14 protein-coding genes are annotated in these 17,078 nt (G+C 69.3%); 8 read left to right on the forward strand and 6 right to left on the reverse strand.

Annotated elements, in window-relative coordinates; genetic code table 11:
• Positions 1-53 precede the first annotated feature (53 nt).
• Positions 54-1,337 carry an isoprenylcysteine carboxylmethyltransferase family protein gene (locus tag HWW87_RS01735; RefSeq protein WP_175818992.1) on the reverse strand — a complete coding sequence of 428 codons (1,284 nt, stop codon included), beginning with the start codon at positions 1,335-1,337 and terminating at the stop codon, positions 54-56.
• Positions 1,338-1,464: 127 nt separating this feature from the next.
• Positions 1,465-3,774, reverse strand: a complete 2,310-nt coding sequence (locus HWW87_RS01740; RefSeq protein ID WP_175818993.1) for a collagen-like triple helix repeat-containing protein — start codon at positions 3,772-3,774, stop codon at positions 1,465-1,467.
• 360 nt (positions 3,775-4,134) lie between these two features.
• Between HWW87_RS01740 and HWW87_RS01745 the strand changes: the two genes are divergently transcribed.
• Positions 4,135-4,533: a carboxymuconolactone decarboxylase family protein gene (locus HWW87_RS01745; protein ID WP_174434710.1), complete on the forward strand. Its 399-nt coding sequence runs from the start codon at positions 4,135-4,137 to the stop codon at positions 4,531-4,533.
• 63 nt (positions 4,534-4,596) lie between these two features.
• On the opposite strand, the gene HWW87_RS01750 is transcribed toward HWW87_RS01745, so the two are convergent.
• From HWW87_RS01750 to HWW87_RS01760, 3 genes are read right to left on the reverse strand one after another with little or no spacing between them, the layout of a single operon-like run.
• On the reverse strand, positions 4,597-5,580 hold the full coding sequence (locus tag HWW87_RS01750) for an alpha/beta hydrolase (RefSeq protein WP_175818994.1): 984 nt from the start codon (positions 5,578-5,580) through the stop codon (positions 4,597-4,599).
• Between the two features lie 7 nt (positions 5,581-5,587).
• Positions 5,588-7,162 (reverse strand): NAD(P)/FAD-dependent oxidoreductase, encoded by a 1,575-nt coding sequence (locus HWW87_RS01755; RefSeq protein WP_175818995.1) that lies wholly within the window; start codon positions 7,160-7,162, stop codon positions 5,588-5,590.
• Positions 7,159-8,085 (reverse strand): SDR family NAD(P)-dependent oxidoreductase, encoded by a 927-nt coding sequence (locus tag HWW87_RS01760; protein WP_175818996.1) that lies wholly within the window; start codon positions 8,083-8,085, stop codon positions 7,159-7,161. The genes HWW87_RS01755 and HWW87_RS01760 overlap by 4 nt, the downstream gene beginning before the upstream one ends.
• Positions 8,086-8,173: 88 nt before the next feature.
• On the opposite strand from HWW87_RS01760, the gene HWW87_RS01765 reads away from it, so the two are divergent.
• Together HWW87_RS01765 and HWW87_RS01770 are read left to right on the forward strand one after the other, a co-directional pair.
• A complete protein-coding gene (locus tag HWW87_RS01765) occupies positions 8,174-8,830 on the forward strand; it encodes a TetR/AcrR family transcriptional regulator (RefSeq protein ID WP_175818997.1) in 657 nt (218 codons plus the stop codon).
• A 46-nt stretch (positions 8,831-8,876) separates the two neighbouring features.
• Positions 8,877-9,362, forward strand: coding sequence for a hypothetical protein (locus HWW87_RS01770; protein WP_174434706.1), 486 nt, complete (start codon positions 8,877-8,879; stop codon positions 9,360-9,362).
• A gap of 15 nt (positions 9,363-9,377) precedes the next feature.
• Here HWW87_RS01770 and HWW87_RS01775 read toward each other — a convergent pair whose 3' ends face one another.
• Positions 9,378-10,331, reverse strand: a complete 954-nt coding sequence (locus HWW87_RS01775; protein ID WP_175818998.1) for a LysR family transcriptional regulator — start codon at positions 10,329-10,331, stop codon at positions 9,378-9,380.
• A gap of 126 nt (positions 10,332-10,457) precedes the next feature.
• Between HWW87_RS01775 and HWW87_RS01780 the strand changes: the two genes are divergently transcribed.
• From HWW87_RS01780 to pnuC, 5 genes are all read left to right on the forward strand, one after another.
• Complete coding sequence (locus HWW87_RS01780; RefSeq protein WP_174385945.1) at positions 10,458-11,102, forward strand: glutathione S-transferase; 645 nt, start codon at positions 10,458-10,460, stop codon at positions 11,100-11,102.
• Positions 11,103-11,137: 35 nt separating this feature from the next.
• Positions 11,138-13,207 (forward strand): pyridoxamine 5'-phosphate oxidase family protein, encoded by a 2,070-nt coding sequence (locus HWW87_RS01785; RefSeq protein ID WP_175818999.1) that lies wholly within the window; start codon positions 11,138-11,140, stop codon positions 13,205-13,207.
• A 120-nt stretch (positions 13,208-13,327) separates the two neighbouring features.
• Entirely contained in the window at positions 13,328-13,531 is a 204-nt protein-coding gene (locus tag HWW87_RS01790) for a DUF2970 domain-containing protein (protein WP_174434702.1), read from the forward strand.
• Positions 13,532-14,144: 613 nt separating this feature from the next.
• Entirely contained in the window at positions 14,145-16,376 is a 2,232-nt protein-coding gene (locus HWW87_RS01795; protein WP_175819000.1) for a TonB-dependent siderophore receptor, read from the forward strand.
• A gap of 59 nt (positions 16,377-16,435) precedes the next feature.
• Complete coding sequence (gene pnuC / locus HWW87_RS01800) at positions 16,436-17,068, forward strand: nicotinamide riboside transporter PnuC (protein ID WP_175819001.1); 633 nt, start codon at positions 16,436-16,438, stop codon at positions 17,066-17,068.
• Positions 17,069-17,078: the final 10 nt, after the last annotated feature.

The raw sequence follows: 17,078 nt of genomic DNA on the forward strand, positions 1-17,078 counted from the left end.
TGTGCGTTCCCGGCCGGGTCGATGCATCAGCGGCCCGGCCGGGAATCGCTCCGTCACACCGCCTGCCGCGCTCCGAACGCCTGCCTGATCCGCGCGAACAAGCCGTGCTGCGCGATCCATTCGGCATACGCGCGATAGTCGGGATCGCGCATCAGGTGACGCTCTTCCGTCTTCGCACGCGTGTAGTAGATCAGGTTGACCGCGACGAGCCCCGCGCAGTGCATGAGCCCGATCTGCCAGCCGAGCGGCTCGACGAACGGCACCGACACCATCCAGTACGACAGGTTCTTCGTGATGTAGGCCGGATGCTTCGTGAAGCGGTATGGGCCCGACGTGATGATCCCGCGGTTGGTGAGGTTCGAGAACCGCAGCCCGAACGAGATCGTGCACAGCGCGTAGGTCAGCAGCAGCAGGATGATCACCGCGCCCCAGACCACGCGCAGCGTCGGCGCCGACAGCAGCCAGTTGTCCCAGAACACCGAGCCTTCGTAGCGGATGTAGTTGTTCGAGATCAGCGACCAGAACGGCTGATAGCAGATCAGTGCGGCCACCCAGCCGAGCGTCGTCGGCTCGACGGTGCGCACGTGGCTGTCGAGGATGCGGAACGTGCACAGGTAGCCGACGGTGCCGAACATCAGGTCCATCGTGAACGACAGGTCGTACATGAAAACGAAGGTCGCGATCGTCATCGGCGCATGCATCGCGTTCGCGAGCGACGCGCTCAGGTGATCGGCGTCCTTCGACAGGTACACCGTCATCAGCGGCAGGAAGAACGCCTTCACGCCCCAGCCGGCCAGCATCTCGCGCACCGGCTTCCAGCTCGCGGGCTGCTCGCGGCGAAACAGGAAGCGGCCCCACAGCAGGTACGCGTCGTCGGTCTCGCGCTGATGGCGGTCCATCCACGCGAAGTAGAACGGCGCGGCGACGATCACGTACGGCGCGAGCGAGCGCAGCAGCGACCAGAACGGCAGGTAGAACGCGCCGTGGTATTCGGGCAGCAGCCAGTAGATCACGCCGATGCCCGCGTAGATCGACGTCAGCGCGCCGAGCCGCGTCGCGACGCGCGCGATGCCGAGCGGCCGGACGGCCTGCCGCGACAGCCCCGCGCTCGGGCGCAGGTAGACGCGCGAGATGAAGAGTTCGTGCAGCGCGATCGTGCCGATGATCGCGAGGCTCGCGATGACCGCGCGGGTGGCCGCGTCGAGGGCCGGGTGGTCGCGCGTGATCCACAGCGCGAAGAGTCCGGCCGCGATGCCGAGCAGGCCGGCGCGCAACGGCGTGGCGGAGCGGGGCGGACGGTCCGGGGCAGCGACGATGCCGTCGAGCGTGGAGTTCATGATCGGATCCTCGTAGGGATGAGGGCCGGCGCCCCCGCTTGGCGGGTGACGCCGGCCGTCGGCCGGGCTGTTTATGGATGCGCGCCCGGCCATTGGCCTGTCGTTCTGATACGTGATGCGTTGACGCTTACTTCTTGGTGCCGCCGCCCAGCAGACCGCCGAGCAGGTTGGTCACCGGCGACAGCAGGTTGCCGGTGCCGCCTGCGGCGGCGCCGCTCGTGCTGCCGGTCAGGCCCGTCACCACGGAGCCGCTGCCGCCCGGCGTCGTCACGGTGCCGGCTGCGCCGCCGGGGCTGACCGTGCCGGTGGCGCCGGCCGGCGTGCCCAGCGCACCCGTGAGCGTGCCGACCGGGCCGCTCGTCAGCACCCCGCCGAGCGTGCCGGACAGGTTGCCGCCCGGCGTCGTGACGGTGCCGGTGAGGCTTGCGCCGAGCGGCGTCAGCGAGTTGACGAGGTTGGTGACCGGCGCCAGCAGGCCGCCGACGCCTGCGCCGCTCGTCCCGCTCGTACCACTGGTGCCGCTGGTGCCGCCCGTACCGCTTGAGCCGATGCTGCCGAGCGCACCCGTCACCGTGCCGAGCAGGCCGGTGATCGGCGCGAGCGGGCCGCCGCTGGTGCCGCTGGTGCCGCTCGTGCCGCTGGTGCCGCCTGAGCCGCTCGAGCTGCCGCCGCCGAGTGCGCCCGTCAGCGAACCGAGCACGCCCGTGATCGGGGCGAGCGGATTGCTGCCGCTGCTGGAGCTGCCGCTGGACAGCAGGCCGCCGGCCGATGACACCGTGTTACCGAGCTGGGACACGCTGTTCCCGGCGCTCGTGCCGACCGGGTTGCCGGTTGCGCCGCCGACCTGCGAACCGGCGAGGCCGAGGCCACTGCCGAGCGTGTTCAGCAGGCTGCTGAGCGGAGCACCGAGCAAGGTCGTGTTGCCGAGCGTCTGCGTGACGCCCGGCGTCGTGACGCCGCCGGTCAGCGTGTTCGTGATCGGGTTGATCACGCTGCCGAGCTGCGTCTCGAGTTGCTGCACCGGCGAGCTGTTCAGCGCCGTGTTCAGCGCCGATGCGGTCGAGTTGACCGCGGTGCCGACCGTGTTGACGAGACTACCGACCAGGGTCGTCGCCGGTGCGAGCGGCGACAGCGGACCGGTGCCGAGGCTCGTCACTGCATTGCCGAGGTTGTTGACCGCACCGCCTGCGCCGGTCAGCAGGCCGGTGGTCGACGTGAGCGTCGGACCGAGCGGGTTCGGCGACACGCCGATCGAACCGAGGCCGGCCGCGACGCCGTTGCCGAGCGATTGCACGCCGTTGCCGAGACTGCCGACCGCGTTGCCGATGCTGGTGGCCGTCGTCGGGTTCGTGCCGGGAATCTGCACGCCGCCGATCTGACCGCCGCCGTTCACGATCGTCGTGCCGAGCGTCGTCACGACGTTGCCGGATTTCTGCAGGACGTTGCCGAGAGGGGTGACGCTAGTGCCGGAAGTACCCGACGTACCGGAAGTACCCGAGGTGCCGGAAGTACCCGAGGTGCCGGAAGTACCCGAGGTACCGGAAGTGCCCGAGGTACCGGAAGTGCCCGAGGTACCGGAAGTGCCCGAGGTGCCGGAAGTACCCGAGGTACCGGAAGTACCCGAGGTACCGGAAGTGCCCGAGGTACCGGAAGTGCCCGAGGTGCCGGAAGTGCCCGACGTGCCGGAAGTACCCGAGGTGCCGGAAGTACCCGAGGTACCGGAAGTACCCGAGGTACCGGAAGTACCCGACGTACCGGAAGTACCCGACGTACCGGAGGTGCCCGAAGTGCCGGAAGTACCCGAGGTACCGGAAGTACCCGAGGTACCGGAAGTGCCCGACGTACCGGAAGTACCCGAGGTACCGGAAGTACCCGAGGTACCGGAAGTGCCCGAGGTGCCGGAAGTGCCCGACGTACCGGAAGTACCCGAGGTACCGGAAGTGCCCGAGGTGCCGGAAGTGCCCGACGTACCGGAAGTACCCGAGGTACCGGAAGTACCCGAGGTACCGGAAGTGCCCGAGGTGCCGGAAGTACCCGACGTACCGGAGGTGCCCGAGGTGCCGGAAGTACCCGACGTACCGGAGGTGCCCGAAGTGCCGGAAGTACCCGAGGTACCGGAGGTGCCCGACGTACCGGAAGTACCCGATGTACCGGAGGTGCCCGAGGTACCAGAAGTGCCCGACGTACCAGAAGTGCCCGACGTACCGGAGGTGCCAGAAGTACCTGAAGTCCCCGACGACCCCGAACTACCGCCGCCCGAAGTCCCCGACGAACCGCCGCCCGACGTACCGGAAGTCCCCGAGGTGCCGCTCGTCCCGGACGTACTCGGCTTGATCGTCGGCGGGGTCGTCGGTCCATCGACCGAGCCGCAGCCGTACAGCGCGAGCAGTGACGAGACGGCCATCGTTACCGTCGTCTTCTTGAAGAGAGTGTGCATGTTGGCCTCGACATTGGAAGTGTGTCCAGGCCTTCACTGCAAATTCCGCGCCATGACAGGTTTCGCGAAACGGTGTCGCGATTTGTTGCGGGAATCGGGAATATCGACGCGATTTAAACGGAGGAATGGCGGTTTCGCGCGACAGGCACGCGCGGTGCGCGAACGTCGCGGCTGCGATGTTCCCGTCAGGCACCGTAACGCGCGGCCGGATGTTACGTAGCGTTCGGCCGCCCGTCACGCGAACGGCCGCGAACCGAGCTCCGCATCTTTGACGAAACCCGCCGCGCGCATGAACATGGCGCGACATCTCCCGGCTGCCGGCGACGCCGCAGCGGCCCCGACTCCAACCAGGACACCGACATGAGCGAACAGGACAGGGAATACGGCAAGGCGCGGCGGATCGACGTGATGGGCGAGGCGTTCGTCGAGCGCGCGATGCGCGACCTCGATGGATTCTCGCGTCCGCTGCAGAACTGGCTGAACGAACATGCGTGGGGCAGCACGTGGCAGCGGGACGGGATCGACCTGAAGACGCGCAGCCTGTGCACGTGCGCGATGCTGGCGGCGCTCGGCCGCAGCACGGAACTGAAGGGGCATATTCGCGGCGCGCTCAACAACGGCGCGAGCCTCGTCGAAATCCGCGAGGTGTTGCTGCACAGCGCGCTGTACGCCGGGGCGCCGGCCGCGGTCGAGGCGTTCCGCAGCGCGCGCGAGGTGCTCTCGGATCTCGGGCTGTCGATACCCGACGACGAAGCCTGATTCCGTCGCGGCACCGGCTGCCCGGTGCGGGATCGGAATCAGGCTCCGCTTCGCTGTCGCGACCTACGCGATGCGTACCGTCTGCGCGGCGACGTCGACCGGCGCGGCGGCGACTTCGAGCAGCCAGTCGGCCGTCGCGTCGGGAATCGTGACCGGCAGCATGTGCCCGCCTTCGACGACCTTCAGCCGCACGCGCGCCGATTTCTTCGCGAGCGCGTCGCCGTGCTCGCGCCAGTTCAGGATCGGATCGGCGCGGCCGTACAGCACGTCGACCGGCAGCGCGAGTTCCGCATAGCGACGCGCCATCGCGGGCAGGTCGACGGGCGCCGACAGCAGGTCCGTCGCCGTCGCGTAGAACACGTGCGGGCGCATCCCCAGCAGGCCGCCGCCCTTGACCGGGAAGTCGCGCGGCACGTCCTCCGGCGCGAACACCTGACGCACGGCCTTGCGGCCCGTCAGGATCGTCAGCGGGATCGCGAAGGTCCACGACACGAAACGGCGCACGAGCGGCGACGGCAGCATCAGCGGCTTGAACGGCGCAGGCGGCTCGGCCTGCTCGTGCGACAGCGGCGCGATCAGCGCGAGCCGGCTCACGCGGTCCGCATGGTTGAGGCCGACCGCGAGCGCGATCGCGCCGCCGAGCGAATGGCCGACCAGCACCGGCTTGTCGAGCTTCAGCGCATCGATGAACGCGGCGACCGTGCGGGCCTGCGCGAACACGTTCGCCTGCGAGGCCGCGCCGCGCAGCGAGCGGCCGGCGCCCGGCCGGTCGATCAGGATCACGCGATGCTGCTGCGCGAGCCGCGTGAGCGGCAGGTACGCGAAATTGCGCCATTGCCCCGCGAGCCCGTGGACGAACACGATCGGCGGGCCGTTGCCGTATTCGACGTAGTGGATGCGGTCGCCGTCGATGTCGACGAAGCGGCCTTCGGGCGGAAACGCGCGCGTCACGCGACGGGCCACGTAACCGGAAAACAGCGCGAGCGCGGCGAGCACCGCGACGACGCCGAGCAGCACGTTCTGGATCAGATGGAGCACAGGAGTCATGTCGGCCTCAGCGGGTTTCGAGTGCGGGTTCGGCAGCCGGCGCGGTGGCGGCCGGGCCGGTTTGGGCGCGGCGTTCGAAATGCATCGCGGAATCGGCGAGCGCGCTGAACTTCAGCGACGCGAGATCGAGCACATAGTTCTGGTGGAATTTCCACGGCTTGCGGTGCCCCTGCTTCGGCAGGATGCCGGCTGCGCGCTGGATATAGCCCGAGCTCAGGTTGACGGCCGGCACGTCGCCAAGGTCGCCCGCGCCGAGCCGCGGCACGCACGTGTCGTACCCGTTCGCGCGCATGTGGTTGAGCAGCCGGCACACGTAGCGCGCGATCAGCTCGGCCTTCAGCGTCCACGACGCATTCGTGTAGCCGAACGACGACGCGAGGTTCGGCACGTCGCTGTACATCATCCCCTTGTACGACACCGTTTCCGGCAAATCGACCGCGCGGCCGTCGACCGTCACCCGCGCACCGCCGAGCATCTTCACCTTCAGCCCGGTTGCGGTGACGATCACGTCCGCGTCGAGCTGCTGGCCGCTCTTCAACTGGAGGCCGGTCGGCGTGAAGCGCTCGATCTCGTCGGTGACGATCGACGCGCGGCCCGCTCGGATCGCCTTGAACAGGTCGCCGTTCGGCACGAGGCACACGCGCTGGTCCCACGGCATGTAGCGCGGCGTCAGGTGCTTCGCGACGTCGAAATCGGGGCCGAGCTGCTTGCTCGCCGCGCGGATGATGAATTGCTTCGTCCGGTCGGGCTTGCGGCGCGACACGTTGTACAGGTACATCGTCAGCAGCACGTTCTTCACGCGCACGAGCCGGTGCGCGAGCCGCGACGGCAGCACGCGGCGCAGCGCGTTCGCGATCTTGTCGCGCGCGGGCAGCGACACGATGTAGGTCGGCGAGCGCTGCAGCATCGTCACGTGCTGCGCGTCGGCTGCCATCGACGGCACCAGCGTGACGGCCGTCGCGCCGCTGCCGATCACGACCACGCGCCGGTTCGCGTACGACAGATCCTCCGGCCAGTGCTGCGGATGCACGAGCTTGCCCTCGAACGTCTCCATGCCTGCCCAGTCGGGCAGGTAGCCGGCGTCGTAGTCGTAGTAGCCGCTGCACATGAACAGGAAGCGGCAGGTGTAGACGAGCGTGTCGGTCGCGCCGTTTTGCGTGCGCTCAATGCGTACCGTCCAGCGCGCGCGGTTCGAATCCCAGTCGGCCGCGACGACCTTCTGGCCGTAGCGGATCGTCTTGTCGATGCCGTAGGTGCGCGCGGTGTCGCGGATGTAGTCGAGGATCGTCTGGCCGTCGGAGATCGCCTTGTCGCTGTGCCACGGGCGGAAGCTGTAGCCGAGCGTGAACATGTCGGAATCCGAACGAACGCCCGGATAGCGGAACAGGTCCCAGGTGCCGCCGATCGCGTCGCGCGCCTCGACGATCGCCACGCTCGCATGCGGGCAGCGCTGCTTCAGGTGATATGCGGCGCCGATACCGGACAGGCCGGCGCCGACGATCAGCACGTCGAGGTCGTTGTTGTCGCGGCGGGCGCCGGGAGTGGGCGGCGCGTCGCGCCGGTCGGTCGTCGTCGAGATCATGCGGGATCCTGGGTCGGCGTGGTCGGGCGCGCAGCGGGAGCGTGCGCGCGTTCTCCCACAGGGACTTCCTTCGGGCGGAGGTTGCGTGCGCGTGCGCGGCGCACGTGGCGCAGCATCAGCCACTGGTAACCGGCGCCGAGCAGCCGCGCGATCCTGTCGAGCCGGCGCGCGTCGGCGCCGACCAGCACGCGGCGCGCATTGCGCTCGACGCCCGCGAGAATCTGCCGCGCGGCCTCGTCGGCCGTCGTCGCGTTGATCAGGCGGTTCGCCTGGCGGCGATGGGTCGCTTCGTCCTGGCCCGTCAGCGCGTGGATGCTGGTATCGACGCGGCTTGCATCGACGATGCTCGTCGCGACGCCGCCTGGATGCACGCAGGTCGCGCTTACCGGCGCGCCGTCGAGTTCGAGTTCCATCCGCAGCGCCTCGGTGAAGCCGCGCACCGCGAACTTGGTCGCGTTGTACGCGCTTTGCGTCGGCATCGCGACGAGCCCGAACAGGCTCGACGTGTTGACGACGTGGCCGTTGCCCGACGCGCGCAGATGCGGCAGGAACGCCTGCGTGCCGTGCACGACACCCCAGAAATTGATGCCGACGATCCATTCGAGATCGGCGAGGCGTGCGGTTTCGGCGCTGGCGGCCAGCGATACGCCCGCGTTGTTGAAGATCAGATTGACCTTGCCGTGCTCGGCGCGCACGAAATCGGCCCACGCGAACACCGCCTCGCGGTTGGCGACGTCGAGCCGGCGCGTGCTCACGCGCACGCCGTGCCGCGCGCAGGTGGCCGCCGTGCCGGCGAGCCCGACATCGTTGACATCGGCGAGCGCGACCTCGCAGCCGCGCCGCGCGAGCTCGACCGCGAGGCTGCGGCCCATGCCCGAACCGGCGCCCGTGATCGCGGCGACCTTGCCGGAAAATCCCTTCATCCGTCGTCCCTCCCGTTCCGCTTGCGCTGTACCGGCGGCGCATCTATTGTGGTGTTGGTCGTCACCACTTTAGTTTTCGGGTGTCCTGATGTCAAATAGCGGAATGGAGAAAGCACTCGAAACGGAAAAAAAGGGCCGGTCGTATGGCGGCGTGGCGCCCGAGGTACGGGCCGCCGAGCGGCGCGACGCGCTGATCCGCGCGGCGACGCGCGTGTTCGGCACGGTGGGGTTTCGCAAGGCGACCGTGCGGTCGATCTGCCAGGAAGCGAAGCTGAACGATCGCTATTTCTATGCGGCATTCGACAGCACCGAGGATCTGTTGCGCTGCACCTACCTGCATCACGCGCAGCAATTGCACGACGCGGTCGCGCAGGCGGTCGCCGCGCGCGGCGGCGATCTGCGCGAGCGCGTCGATGCGGGGCTCGCCGCGTTCTTCGCGTTTCTGCGCGACCCGTGCGCGGCGCGCGTGCTGCTGCTCGAGGTGATGGGCGTGAGCGCGGATACCGACATGACGTACCAGCGCATGCTGATCGACTTCGGCAAGCTGATCATGGCGATCGGCGCGCCGGGCGAGGCCGCGACGCCTGCCGAGCGGACCGAGCAGCGGCTGATCGGGCTCGCGCTGGTGGGGGCGATGACGAACGTCGGCGCGGCGTGGCTGCTGACCGACTATCGCGATCCGGAGGCGCTGATGATCGCGAGTTGCAGGAAGGTGTTGCTGGGGACGTTGCAGGCGGCGGCGTAGATTCGCGGGAACGGGGCCGGTCGCCCGCGATCATGGATGGTTGTCAATGGATAACAAGGAACTTATGCAAGCACGGAACCGATGGGGGCGCCGCACGATGTCGGCGGGGATGGCTGTTTCCGTCCTGATGCTGACGGGCTGCGGCTGCTGGCCGTTGAGTGAGTCCACGCGCTACGAAACCGAGTGGAAATCGCAAACGGTCACGGCGCTGTTCAGGGATTCGGACCGGGCGGGCGACGCCTGCCTCGATGCCCTCTATACACAACACCTCAAGGACACGGTGTCGGCCTGCAAGGACGGGGCGTATGAAAAGATCCGCAACCGCATCAGCGGGGAGCCCGTCAGGCTCTCCTTCGCGAAGGCGACCTGTGCGGAAGCGCAAGCCCAACTGGACCGAGGTATTCCCGCCAACGTTCAGGACCGGATCTTCAATCTGAATCCGTTCCCGGACGAGTTTGCTTCGTGCATGAGCGAAAAGGGATTCAAGCGCGAGGAAGTCGCCAAAAAACAGTGCTACTTGAGATTCATGTGACGGACGGCGAAACGCTCAGCCCCCCGAGCGTTTCGATCGCGGCGCACGCACGGGCGGCGCTGCCGGCGTCTCCCCGAGCCGAGCCTTCATCGCATCGATGAACGCCCGCACTTTCGGCGACGGCAGCCGCGTCGACGGATACACCGCATGGATTCCGGCCGGCGCCGTGCGCCAGCCGGGCAGCAGCCGCACGAGCCGGCCCGCCGCGACGTCGTCCGCGCTCGAGAAATCCGTCAGCAGTCCGAAGCCGCCGCCCGCCAGCACGATCGCGCGGCACGCGGTCGCGGTGTTCGATACGACCGGCGCGACGCAGCGCAGCGACGCGCGGCCGCCCCGCACGTTATCGAGTTCGAGCGTATGCGGGCGCGGCAGCGACGACAACATCACGAACGGCAGCGCGGCGAGCGCATCCGGATCGCGCGGCAGCCCGTGTCGCGCGACGAACGCCGGGCTCGCGACCAGCCATTTCTCGTAGGTGCCGAGCTGCACCGCGCGATAGTTCGAATCGGCGAGGCGGCCGATGCGGATCGCGACGTCGAGGTTGTCCGCGACGAGATCGACGACGCGGTCGTTCGCGACGAGTTCGACGGCGAGCGCCGGATGCCGGTCGCGCAGCGCGACGACGGCCGGCGCGACGACCAGCGCGCCATAGTCGATCGGCACGCTCACGCGCAGCGTGCCGCGCAGCGGCCCGGCATCGGACGACACCGCGTCGAGCGCGGCTTCGGTGGCGCGCACGATGTCGCGGCACGCGTCGTAGAACACGCGCCCGGCATCGGTCACGCTCAGCCGCCGCGTCGTGCGCACCAGCAGGTTCGCGCCGACCTCGGATTCGAGGCGCTGCATGTGCGTGCTGACGACCGTCTTCGCGAGGCCGAGCCGCTCGGCCGCGGCCGTCAGCGAGCCGGCCTCGACCACCGCGACGAAGATCGCCAGCCGGTTCAGGTTCACGTCGCGCAGATCGGCCATCGTCGATTGTCCTATGGAAGCGGATAATGTTTCCGCGATTATCCGTCTTCTGGCGACGAACGGCGAGCGCTACGCTGGAGCCGTTCGTCGCCGATCCCCGGCGGCGCGAGATTCCGGAGTGTTTCCATGTCTGCCGCCAGCAAGCCTGCCTCGCCAATCCGCGTCTATTCGTTCCTGTTATCCGGGCACGCGCACCGTGTCCGGTTGTTCCTGTCGCTGCTCGGGCTGCCGTCCCGGACCATCGATGTCGATCTCGCGGCCGGCGCGCAGCGCGAACCGGCGTTTCTCGCGCTCAATCCGCTCGGGCAGGTGCCGGTGATCGACGACGGCGGCACCGTGATCGCCGATTCGAACGCGATCCTCGTGTACCTCGCGAAGCGCTACGGCGACGCGCACTGGCTGCCCGACGATCCGGTCGGCGCGGCCGTCGTGCAGCGCTGGCTGTCATACGCGGCCGGCCCGATCGCGTCCGGCCCCGCGGCCGCGCGGCTCGTGACCGTGTTCGGCGCACAGCTCGACCCGGAAGCGGCCAAGCGCACGGCCGCGAAGGTGCTCGACGTGATCGACCGCGAGCTGGCAGGCAAGCCGTTCGCGGCCGGCGCGCAGCCGACGATCGCGGACATCGCCGCGTACACGTACATCGCGCACGCACCGGAAGGCGGCGTGTCGCTCGAACCGTATCCGCACGTGCGCGCATGGCTGGCGCGTATCGAGGCGTTGCCGGGCTTCGTCGCGATGCCGACGACGCGCGCGGGCCTGCTCGCCGCTTGACACCCACCGCCACCTCGCCTGTTCAGGAAAACGCAATGAATGCGCCGACCGCCGTCGTACCGGGCTGGGAACTCGAGACCGCACCGTTTCACGCGGGCGAGCTCGCCGTGCAGCAGCGCGCAGGCGTGACGGACGCGGCGAGCGCGGCCGGCCGGCGCGGGATCCGGCGCTTCATGCCGGACCAGCACCGGACGTTTTTCGCGCAACTGCCGTTCTTCGTGCTCGGCGGCGTCGATGCAAACGGCCAGCCGTGGGCGACGCTGCGGGCCGGTGCACCGGGTTTCGTCACGTCGCCGGACGCCCGCACGCTGCGCGTCGCGGCGCGCGCGCTGCCGGGCGATCCGCTGGCCGGCGCGTGGCAGGCGGGCGCGCCGTTCGGCGGGCTCGGGATCGAATTCGATACGCGGCGGCGCAATCGCGTGAACGGCGTCGTGCGCGCGGTGGACGGCGATGCGCTGACGATCGCGGTCGAGCAGAGCTTCGGCAATTGCGCGAAATACATCCAGGGCCGCAAGCCGACCTTCGTCGCGCGGGACGTCGAGGCGTCCGTCGCGCCGGACGTGTCGGACGCGCTGAGCGATGCGGATCGCGCGCTGCTCGCGCAGGCCGATACGTTCTTCGTCGCGAGTGCGAACACGTCGGCGGAGGCGGGCGCAGCGCGCGGGGCGGACGTGTCGCATCGCGGCGGGATGCCGGGCTTCGTGCGCGTCGACGATGCGCGCACGCTGACGACGCCCGATTTCAGCGGCAACCGGTTCTTCAACACGCTCGGCAACCTGCAGCACGATCCGCGCGCGGGGCTGCTGTTCGTCGATTTCGACCGCGGCGATGTGCTGTATGTGGCCGCGCACGCGGAGATCGTGTGGGATGGGCCGGTCGTCGAGTCGTTCGACGGCGCGCAGCGCGTCGTGCGCTTCCATGTGCGGGAAGTGCGGCGCGTGCGGGCGGTGCTGCCGTTCCGGTGGTCGGCGGTCGAGCGCGCGCCGCAATTCGCGGCGATGGCGATGGCGTCGTCGTCGGGCGGCGCGGCGGCAACGGCCGGGCCGGCGCCGTCCGCGGCCGCGCCGGCATCGGCGCCCGCATGGCGGCCGCTGCGCATCGCGAAGATCGTCGACGAAGCGCGCGCGATCCGGTCGTTCCATTTCGAACCGGCGGATGGCGGCGCATTGCCTGCGTATGAAGCCGGTCAGCACCTGACATTGCGCGTCGCGCTGCCGGGCAGCGATGCGCCGACGATTCGCAGCTACACGCTGTCCGATGCACCGGGCGGCGCGCATTACCGGATCACCGTGAAGCGCGAGGGGCGCGTATCGGCGTGGCTGCACGATCATGCGCAGGCCGGCATGACGTTCGACGCGCAGATGCCGCGCGGCCGCTTCACGTTCGATCTCGCGAGCCCGCGCCCGGCCGTGCTCGTGTCGGCCGGCATCGGCATCACGCCGATGGTCGCGATGCTGCGCCGGGCACTGGCCGACGACACGCCGTCGCGCCGTGTCGTGTTCGTGCACGGCGCACGCGAAGCGGCCGACCGGCCGTTTGCCGAGGAACTGGCGCGCATCGCGGCCGCCGATGCACGCCTGTCGCTTCACTGGTTCGACAGTCATCCTCAAGCAGGGACGGCCGCGCGGGCCGGCCGCATCGACGTCGGGCAACTGAAGCGGGTCCTTTCATTCGACGATTACGACTTCTACCTGTGCGGGCCGTCGGCGTTCATGCGCGACCTGTACGACGGGCTGCGCGCGCTGAACGTGGCGGACGAGCGCATCCGTTTCGAGGCGTTCGGGCCGTCGAGCGTCTCGCGCAGTGCGACCCGCGCGGCTGCCGCGCCCACAGCGGCAAGCGTGCCGGTCGTATTCCGGCGCACGGCGCGCGAAGCCGCGTGGATGCCCGCCGACGGCACGCTGCTCGAATTCGCGGAAGGGCAGCGCGTGGCCGTGCCGTCCGAATGCCGCTCCGGCTCGTGCGGCACGTGCGCGACGCGCGTGTTGTCCGGCGCGGTGGACTACGAGCAAACGCCCGACGCGCCGGTCGAACCCGGCTGCGCGCTGCTGTGCGTCGCGCGGCCCGCGCAAGGGGCCACGGAGCCGCTCGTGCTCGACCGCTGACGCGCGTGCGACATGCCGCCGCAGATGGCCTGCTGCGCGAAAAGCGCGCGCAACTGCTTCTTTTTTCGAATGCCGTCCGGATCGACGATAGCGTCAACCGATTCGATAAAGGAGCCCATCATGAAACTGCTCGGCATGGTCCGCCTGGTCCTGTGGAGTTTTTTCGGCGTACGCAACAGCAAGGCGCATGCGACCGATCTCGCGAACGCCAACTTCACGCTGCTGCCGTTCGTGGCGCTCCTGCTTGCGCTGCTGGTCGGCGCGGTCATTTACGGCGTCGTGCATCTGGTCGTCGATCCGACCGTGACGATGCAGGGGTTCTGAGCGAACGGCTGGTGAACCGGTAGCGGGCCGCCATTTCCGCTCCGGTTCCCGGCCGCCCGAGACCGGCGCATGATGACGCCGGTGTCAGCGGCCGGCGCGCACGACGCGAATCGCCGTCGCCGCCGCGGCCGCCACCGACGTCGCAGCGTCGCCCGAGCCGCCTGCCCAGTTCCCGCCTTCTCCGTCCCCGTTCCGCCCGATTCCGCGGCCCTTCGCCCCGCCCGGGGTAAAATGCGCGCCACGCCGCGATGTCGCGCGCCGGGCAGGCCGCCGTTCCGACGAACGGCCGGCGCGAATGCCCGCCGCCCGCACCGGGGCGTTCGAAGCGTCCCCCGCATGACACGACCGCGCGAGGCAGCCGGCCGCCCGACAAGCCGTCGACGAACCTGTCGGCCGCTGCGTCGGTGCCCGGCGCGTCATCCGAATTCGATGTCCCATCCTGCGTTGTTCCGACCGGTCGGCCCGCTTGCACGCCGCATGGTCCGGTTCGTCTGATGAATATCGTGTCGCAGCACGCGTCCGGCGACGGGTGCGGCGGCGTGCGCGGGCGTACGCTTCGCAGCTTCGTAACGGGTTTCGACAGGGTCGAGTGGCGAGTTTTCCATCCAGAACAATGACGGTGAATAGAACAACAGCGGCGCCCGCACGGCGGCGGCGCGCGAAGGTCGGGCTCGGTGTCGGTCTCGGCGTCACGCTTTTCGCGGTGCAGGCTGCCGCGGCTCAGGGCGACGCGTCCACATCGGGCGCCGAGGCGGCCGGCACCGCGACGCTGCCCGCGATCACGGTGAGCGGCGAGCGCGGCCACCCGCTGTGGGCGCGCGAAGCGTCGGTCGCGGGGCTCGACGACGCGCCGCTGCGCGACACGCCGGCGTCGGTGAACGTCATCACGCGCGCGCTGATCGACGATCAGCTGGCGAAGCGCCTGAGCGACGTCGTGCGCAACGATGCGTCGGTCGTCAACGACTATGCGCCGGTCGGCTATTTCGAAGGCTTCGCGATTCGCGGCTTTCCGGTCGATCTCGCGAGCGCGATCCGGATCGACGGGCTGACGGTGTCCGGCGAGCAGAACGTGCCGCTCGAGAACAAGGAGCGCGTCGAGATCCTGAAGGGGCTCGCGGGCATCGACAGCGGCGTCGTCGCGCCGGGCGGCGTGATCAATTTCGTGACCAAGCGCTCCGCGAACGTCGCGAGCGTGACGGGCGGCGTGGATAGCCGCGGCTCGACGTCGGCGGCCGTCGATCTCGGCCGCCGCTTCGGCCCCGACCATCAGTTCGGGTTCCGGATCAATGCGGCGAAGGAGAACATGCACTCCTATATCGACGGCACGAACGGGCGGCGCACGTTCGGCTCGATCGCCGCCGACTGGGACATCAGCCCGCGCGCGAGCCTCCAGCTCAACGCCGAATTCCAGCAGTGGATCCAGCGTTCCGCGCCCGGCTACCAGTTGCTCGGCGGCACCGTCGTGCCGTCGGTCAAGACGACGTCGAAGGCGCTCGGCACGCAGCCGTGGGCGAAACCGGTGACGACCGATGCGCTGAACCTGAATGCGCGCTTCGACTACCAGTTCAACGACGACTGGAAGGCGTACATCGCCGCCGGCCGCAGCCGCACGATGATCGACGACAACAGCGCGTTCGCGTACGGCTGCTCGTATGCGGCGAGCTGCGCGGCCGGCGCGACATCGCCGTTCTTCTTCGGCGCGAACGGCGACTATGACGTGTACGATTTCCGCAGCCCCGGCGAATACCGGCGCAACGACGATCTGCGCGCGGTCACGACCGGCAAGTTCGCGACGGGCCCGCTGCGCCACGAGCTGACGCTCGGCGTGAGCGTGCAGCGCCGCGTCGTGCACATGGCCGACGCCGTGTATGACTACGTGGGCAGCGAGAACATCTACGGGCCCGACCTGACCTTCTCGCCGTCGCCGAATTCGCCCGGGCCGTCGTATCCGCGCCTCGACGCGTGGCAGTACGGCGTGTTCGGGCTCGACCGCATCAGCCTCGGCGAACACTGGCAGGTGCTCGCGGGCGGCAAGGAAGTGCTGCTGCGCCAGCGCAGCTGGAGCAGCCTCGACGGCGACACGACGCATACCGACCGTTCGGTGTTCCTGCCGCAGGTCGCGCTCGTCTACAAGCCGGTGAACGTGCTGTCGCTGTATGCGTCGTACAGCAAGGCGCTGTCGCTCGGCGATCAGGCGCCGGTGCGCGCGACCAACGCGTATGCGTTCCTGCCGCCGGTCGAATCGCACCAGTTCGAGGTCGGCGCGAAATACGACTGGCTCGACCGATTGAGCCTCACGGCCGCCGTGTTCTCGATCAGCAAGCCGTTCCAGTTCGCCGACCCGGACGCATCGGGCACGTCTTACACGTTCGTGCAGCGCGGCACGCAGCGGCACCAGGGGATCGAGCTCGGCGCGGCCGGGCGCGTGACCGAGCGGCTGGGGCTGACGGCCAGCGTCGCGGCGATTCGCGCCCGCGCGGTGGATTCGGGGTCGCCGGCCTACGAAGGGCACCAGATCATCAACGTGCCCGCGCTGCGCGCGTCGCTGTATGCGGACTACGCGGTGCCGGGCGTCGCGGGCCTGAACGTGCTCGGCGGCGTGGAATACAGCGCGGCGCGCAACGCGAACGAGGAAGGCACCGCGCGCGTGCCGTCGTGGTTCGTGTTCAATCTCGGCGCGCGTTATACGACGAAGATCGGCGGCCATCGCACGGTGTTGCGCGTGTCGGTGGACAATCTGTTCAACAAGTTCTACTGGCGCGACGCGGGCGAGCAGCAGGGCGATGCGTACCTGTTCCCGGGTGCGCCGCGCACCGCGCGCGTGTCGTTGACCTATGATTTCTGACCGACCGGCATCGGCCGCGTGACGCGCGGCCCCGGCAGCCCACCAGGAGAGCACAGACGATGTCCCCACTCGAAATCGCCGGCGTGATCGTCAGCGCGCTCGCGATCTGGCTGACCGCGAAGCGGCGCATGCTGTGCTGGCCGGTCGGTCTCGCGTCGGTCGCGTTGTACGGCTGGATCTTCTTCGATGCGAAGCTGTATTCCGACATGCTGCTGCAGGGCGCGTTCGCGGTGCTGCAGGTGTACGGCTGGCAGCGCTGGCTCGCGCAGCGCGCGAGCGAGGCTGGCGGCGGTGCGGCACCGGCCGGGGACGTGGCGCCCGTCACCGGCGTGCGGCCGCGGCAGATGCTGCCCGACCTGATCGCGGCCGTCGTCGGCAGCGCACTGCTCGGCGGGATGATGGCGCGCTGGACCGATGCGGCGCTGCCGTTCGTCGATGCGTCGCTGACCGCGGTCAGCCTCGTCGCGCAATACTGGACCGCACGGCGCTACATCGCGTCGTGGGGGCTGTGGATCGTCGTGAACGTCGTATACGTCGGGATGTTCGTGTTCAAGGAACTGTATCTGACGGCCGGACTCTATGCGCTGTTCATCGGGCTGGCCGTCGTCGGCTGGCGCGACTGGAGCCGGACGGCTGCCGCATTGCGAGCAGCCGCCGGCGGTCCGCTCGCATCGGGCGGCGGCGCGCGCTGATTCGCGCACG

The sequence above is a fragment of the Burkholderia sp. BCC0419 genome, from assembly GCF_902830285.1.
GTDB lineage: Bacteria > Pseudomonadota > Gammaproteobacteria > Burkholderiales > Burkholderiaceae > Burkholderia.

Coding starts and splice junctions, on each gene's coding strand:
- HWW87_RS01735 (WP_175818992.1), bottom strand. CDS start 1,337: ATGAACTCCACGCTCGACGGCATCGTCGCTGCCCCGGACCGTCCGCCC.
- HWW87_RS01740 (WP_175818993.1), bottom strand. CDS start 3,774: ATGCACACTCTCTTCAAGAAGACGACGGTAACGATGGCCGTCTCGTCA.
- HWW87_RS01745 (WP_174434710.1), top strand. CDS start 4,135: ATGAGCGAACAGGACAGGGAATACGGCAAGGCGCGGCGGATCGACGTG.
- HWW87_RS01750 (WP_175818994.1), bottom strand. CDS start 5,580: ATGACTCCTGTGCTCCATCTGATCCAGAACGTGCTGCTCGGCGTCGTC.
- HWW87_RS01755 (WP_175818995.1), bottom strand. CDS start 7,162: ATGATCTCGACGACGACCGACCGGCGCGACGCGCCGCCCACTCCCGGC.
- HWW87_RS01760 (WP_175818996.1), bottom strand. CDS start 8,085: ATGAAGGGATTTTCCGGCAAGGTCGCCGCGATCACGGGCGCCGGTTCG.
- HWW87_RS01765 (WP_175818997.1), top strand. CDS start 8,174: ATGTCAAATAGCGGAATGGAGAAAGCACTCGAAACGGAAAAAAAGGGC.
- HWW87_RS01770 (WP_174434706.1), top strand. CDS start 8,877: ATGGATAACAAGGAACTTATGCAAGCACGGAACCGATGGGGGCGCCGC.
- HWW87_RS01775 (WP_175818998.1), bottom strand. CDS start 10,331: ATGGCCGATCTGCGCGACGTGAACCTGAACCGGCTGGCGATCTTCGTC.
- HWW87_RS01780 (WP_174385945.1), top strand. CDS start 10,458: ATGTCTGCCGCCAGCAAGCCTGCCTCGCCAATCCGCGTCTATTCGTTC.
- HWW87_RS01785 (WP_175818999.1), top strand. CDS start 11,138: ATGAATGCGCCGACCGCCGTCGTACCGGGCTGGGAACTCGAGACCGCA.
- HWW87_RS01790 (WP_174434702.1), top strand. CDS start 13,328: ATGAAACTGCTCGGCATGGTCCGCCTGGTCCTGTGGAGTTTTTTCGGC.
- HWW87_RS01795 (WP_175819000.1), top strand. CDS start 14,145: ATGACGGTGAATAGAACAACAGCGGCGCCCGCACGGCGGCGGCGCGCG.
- pnuC (WP_175819001.1), top strand. CDS start 16,436: ATGTCCCCACTCGAAATCGCCGGCGTGATCGTCAGCGCGCTCGCGATC.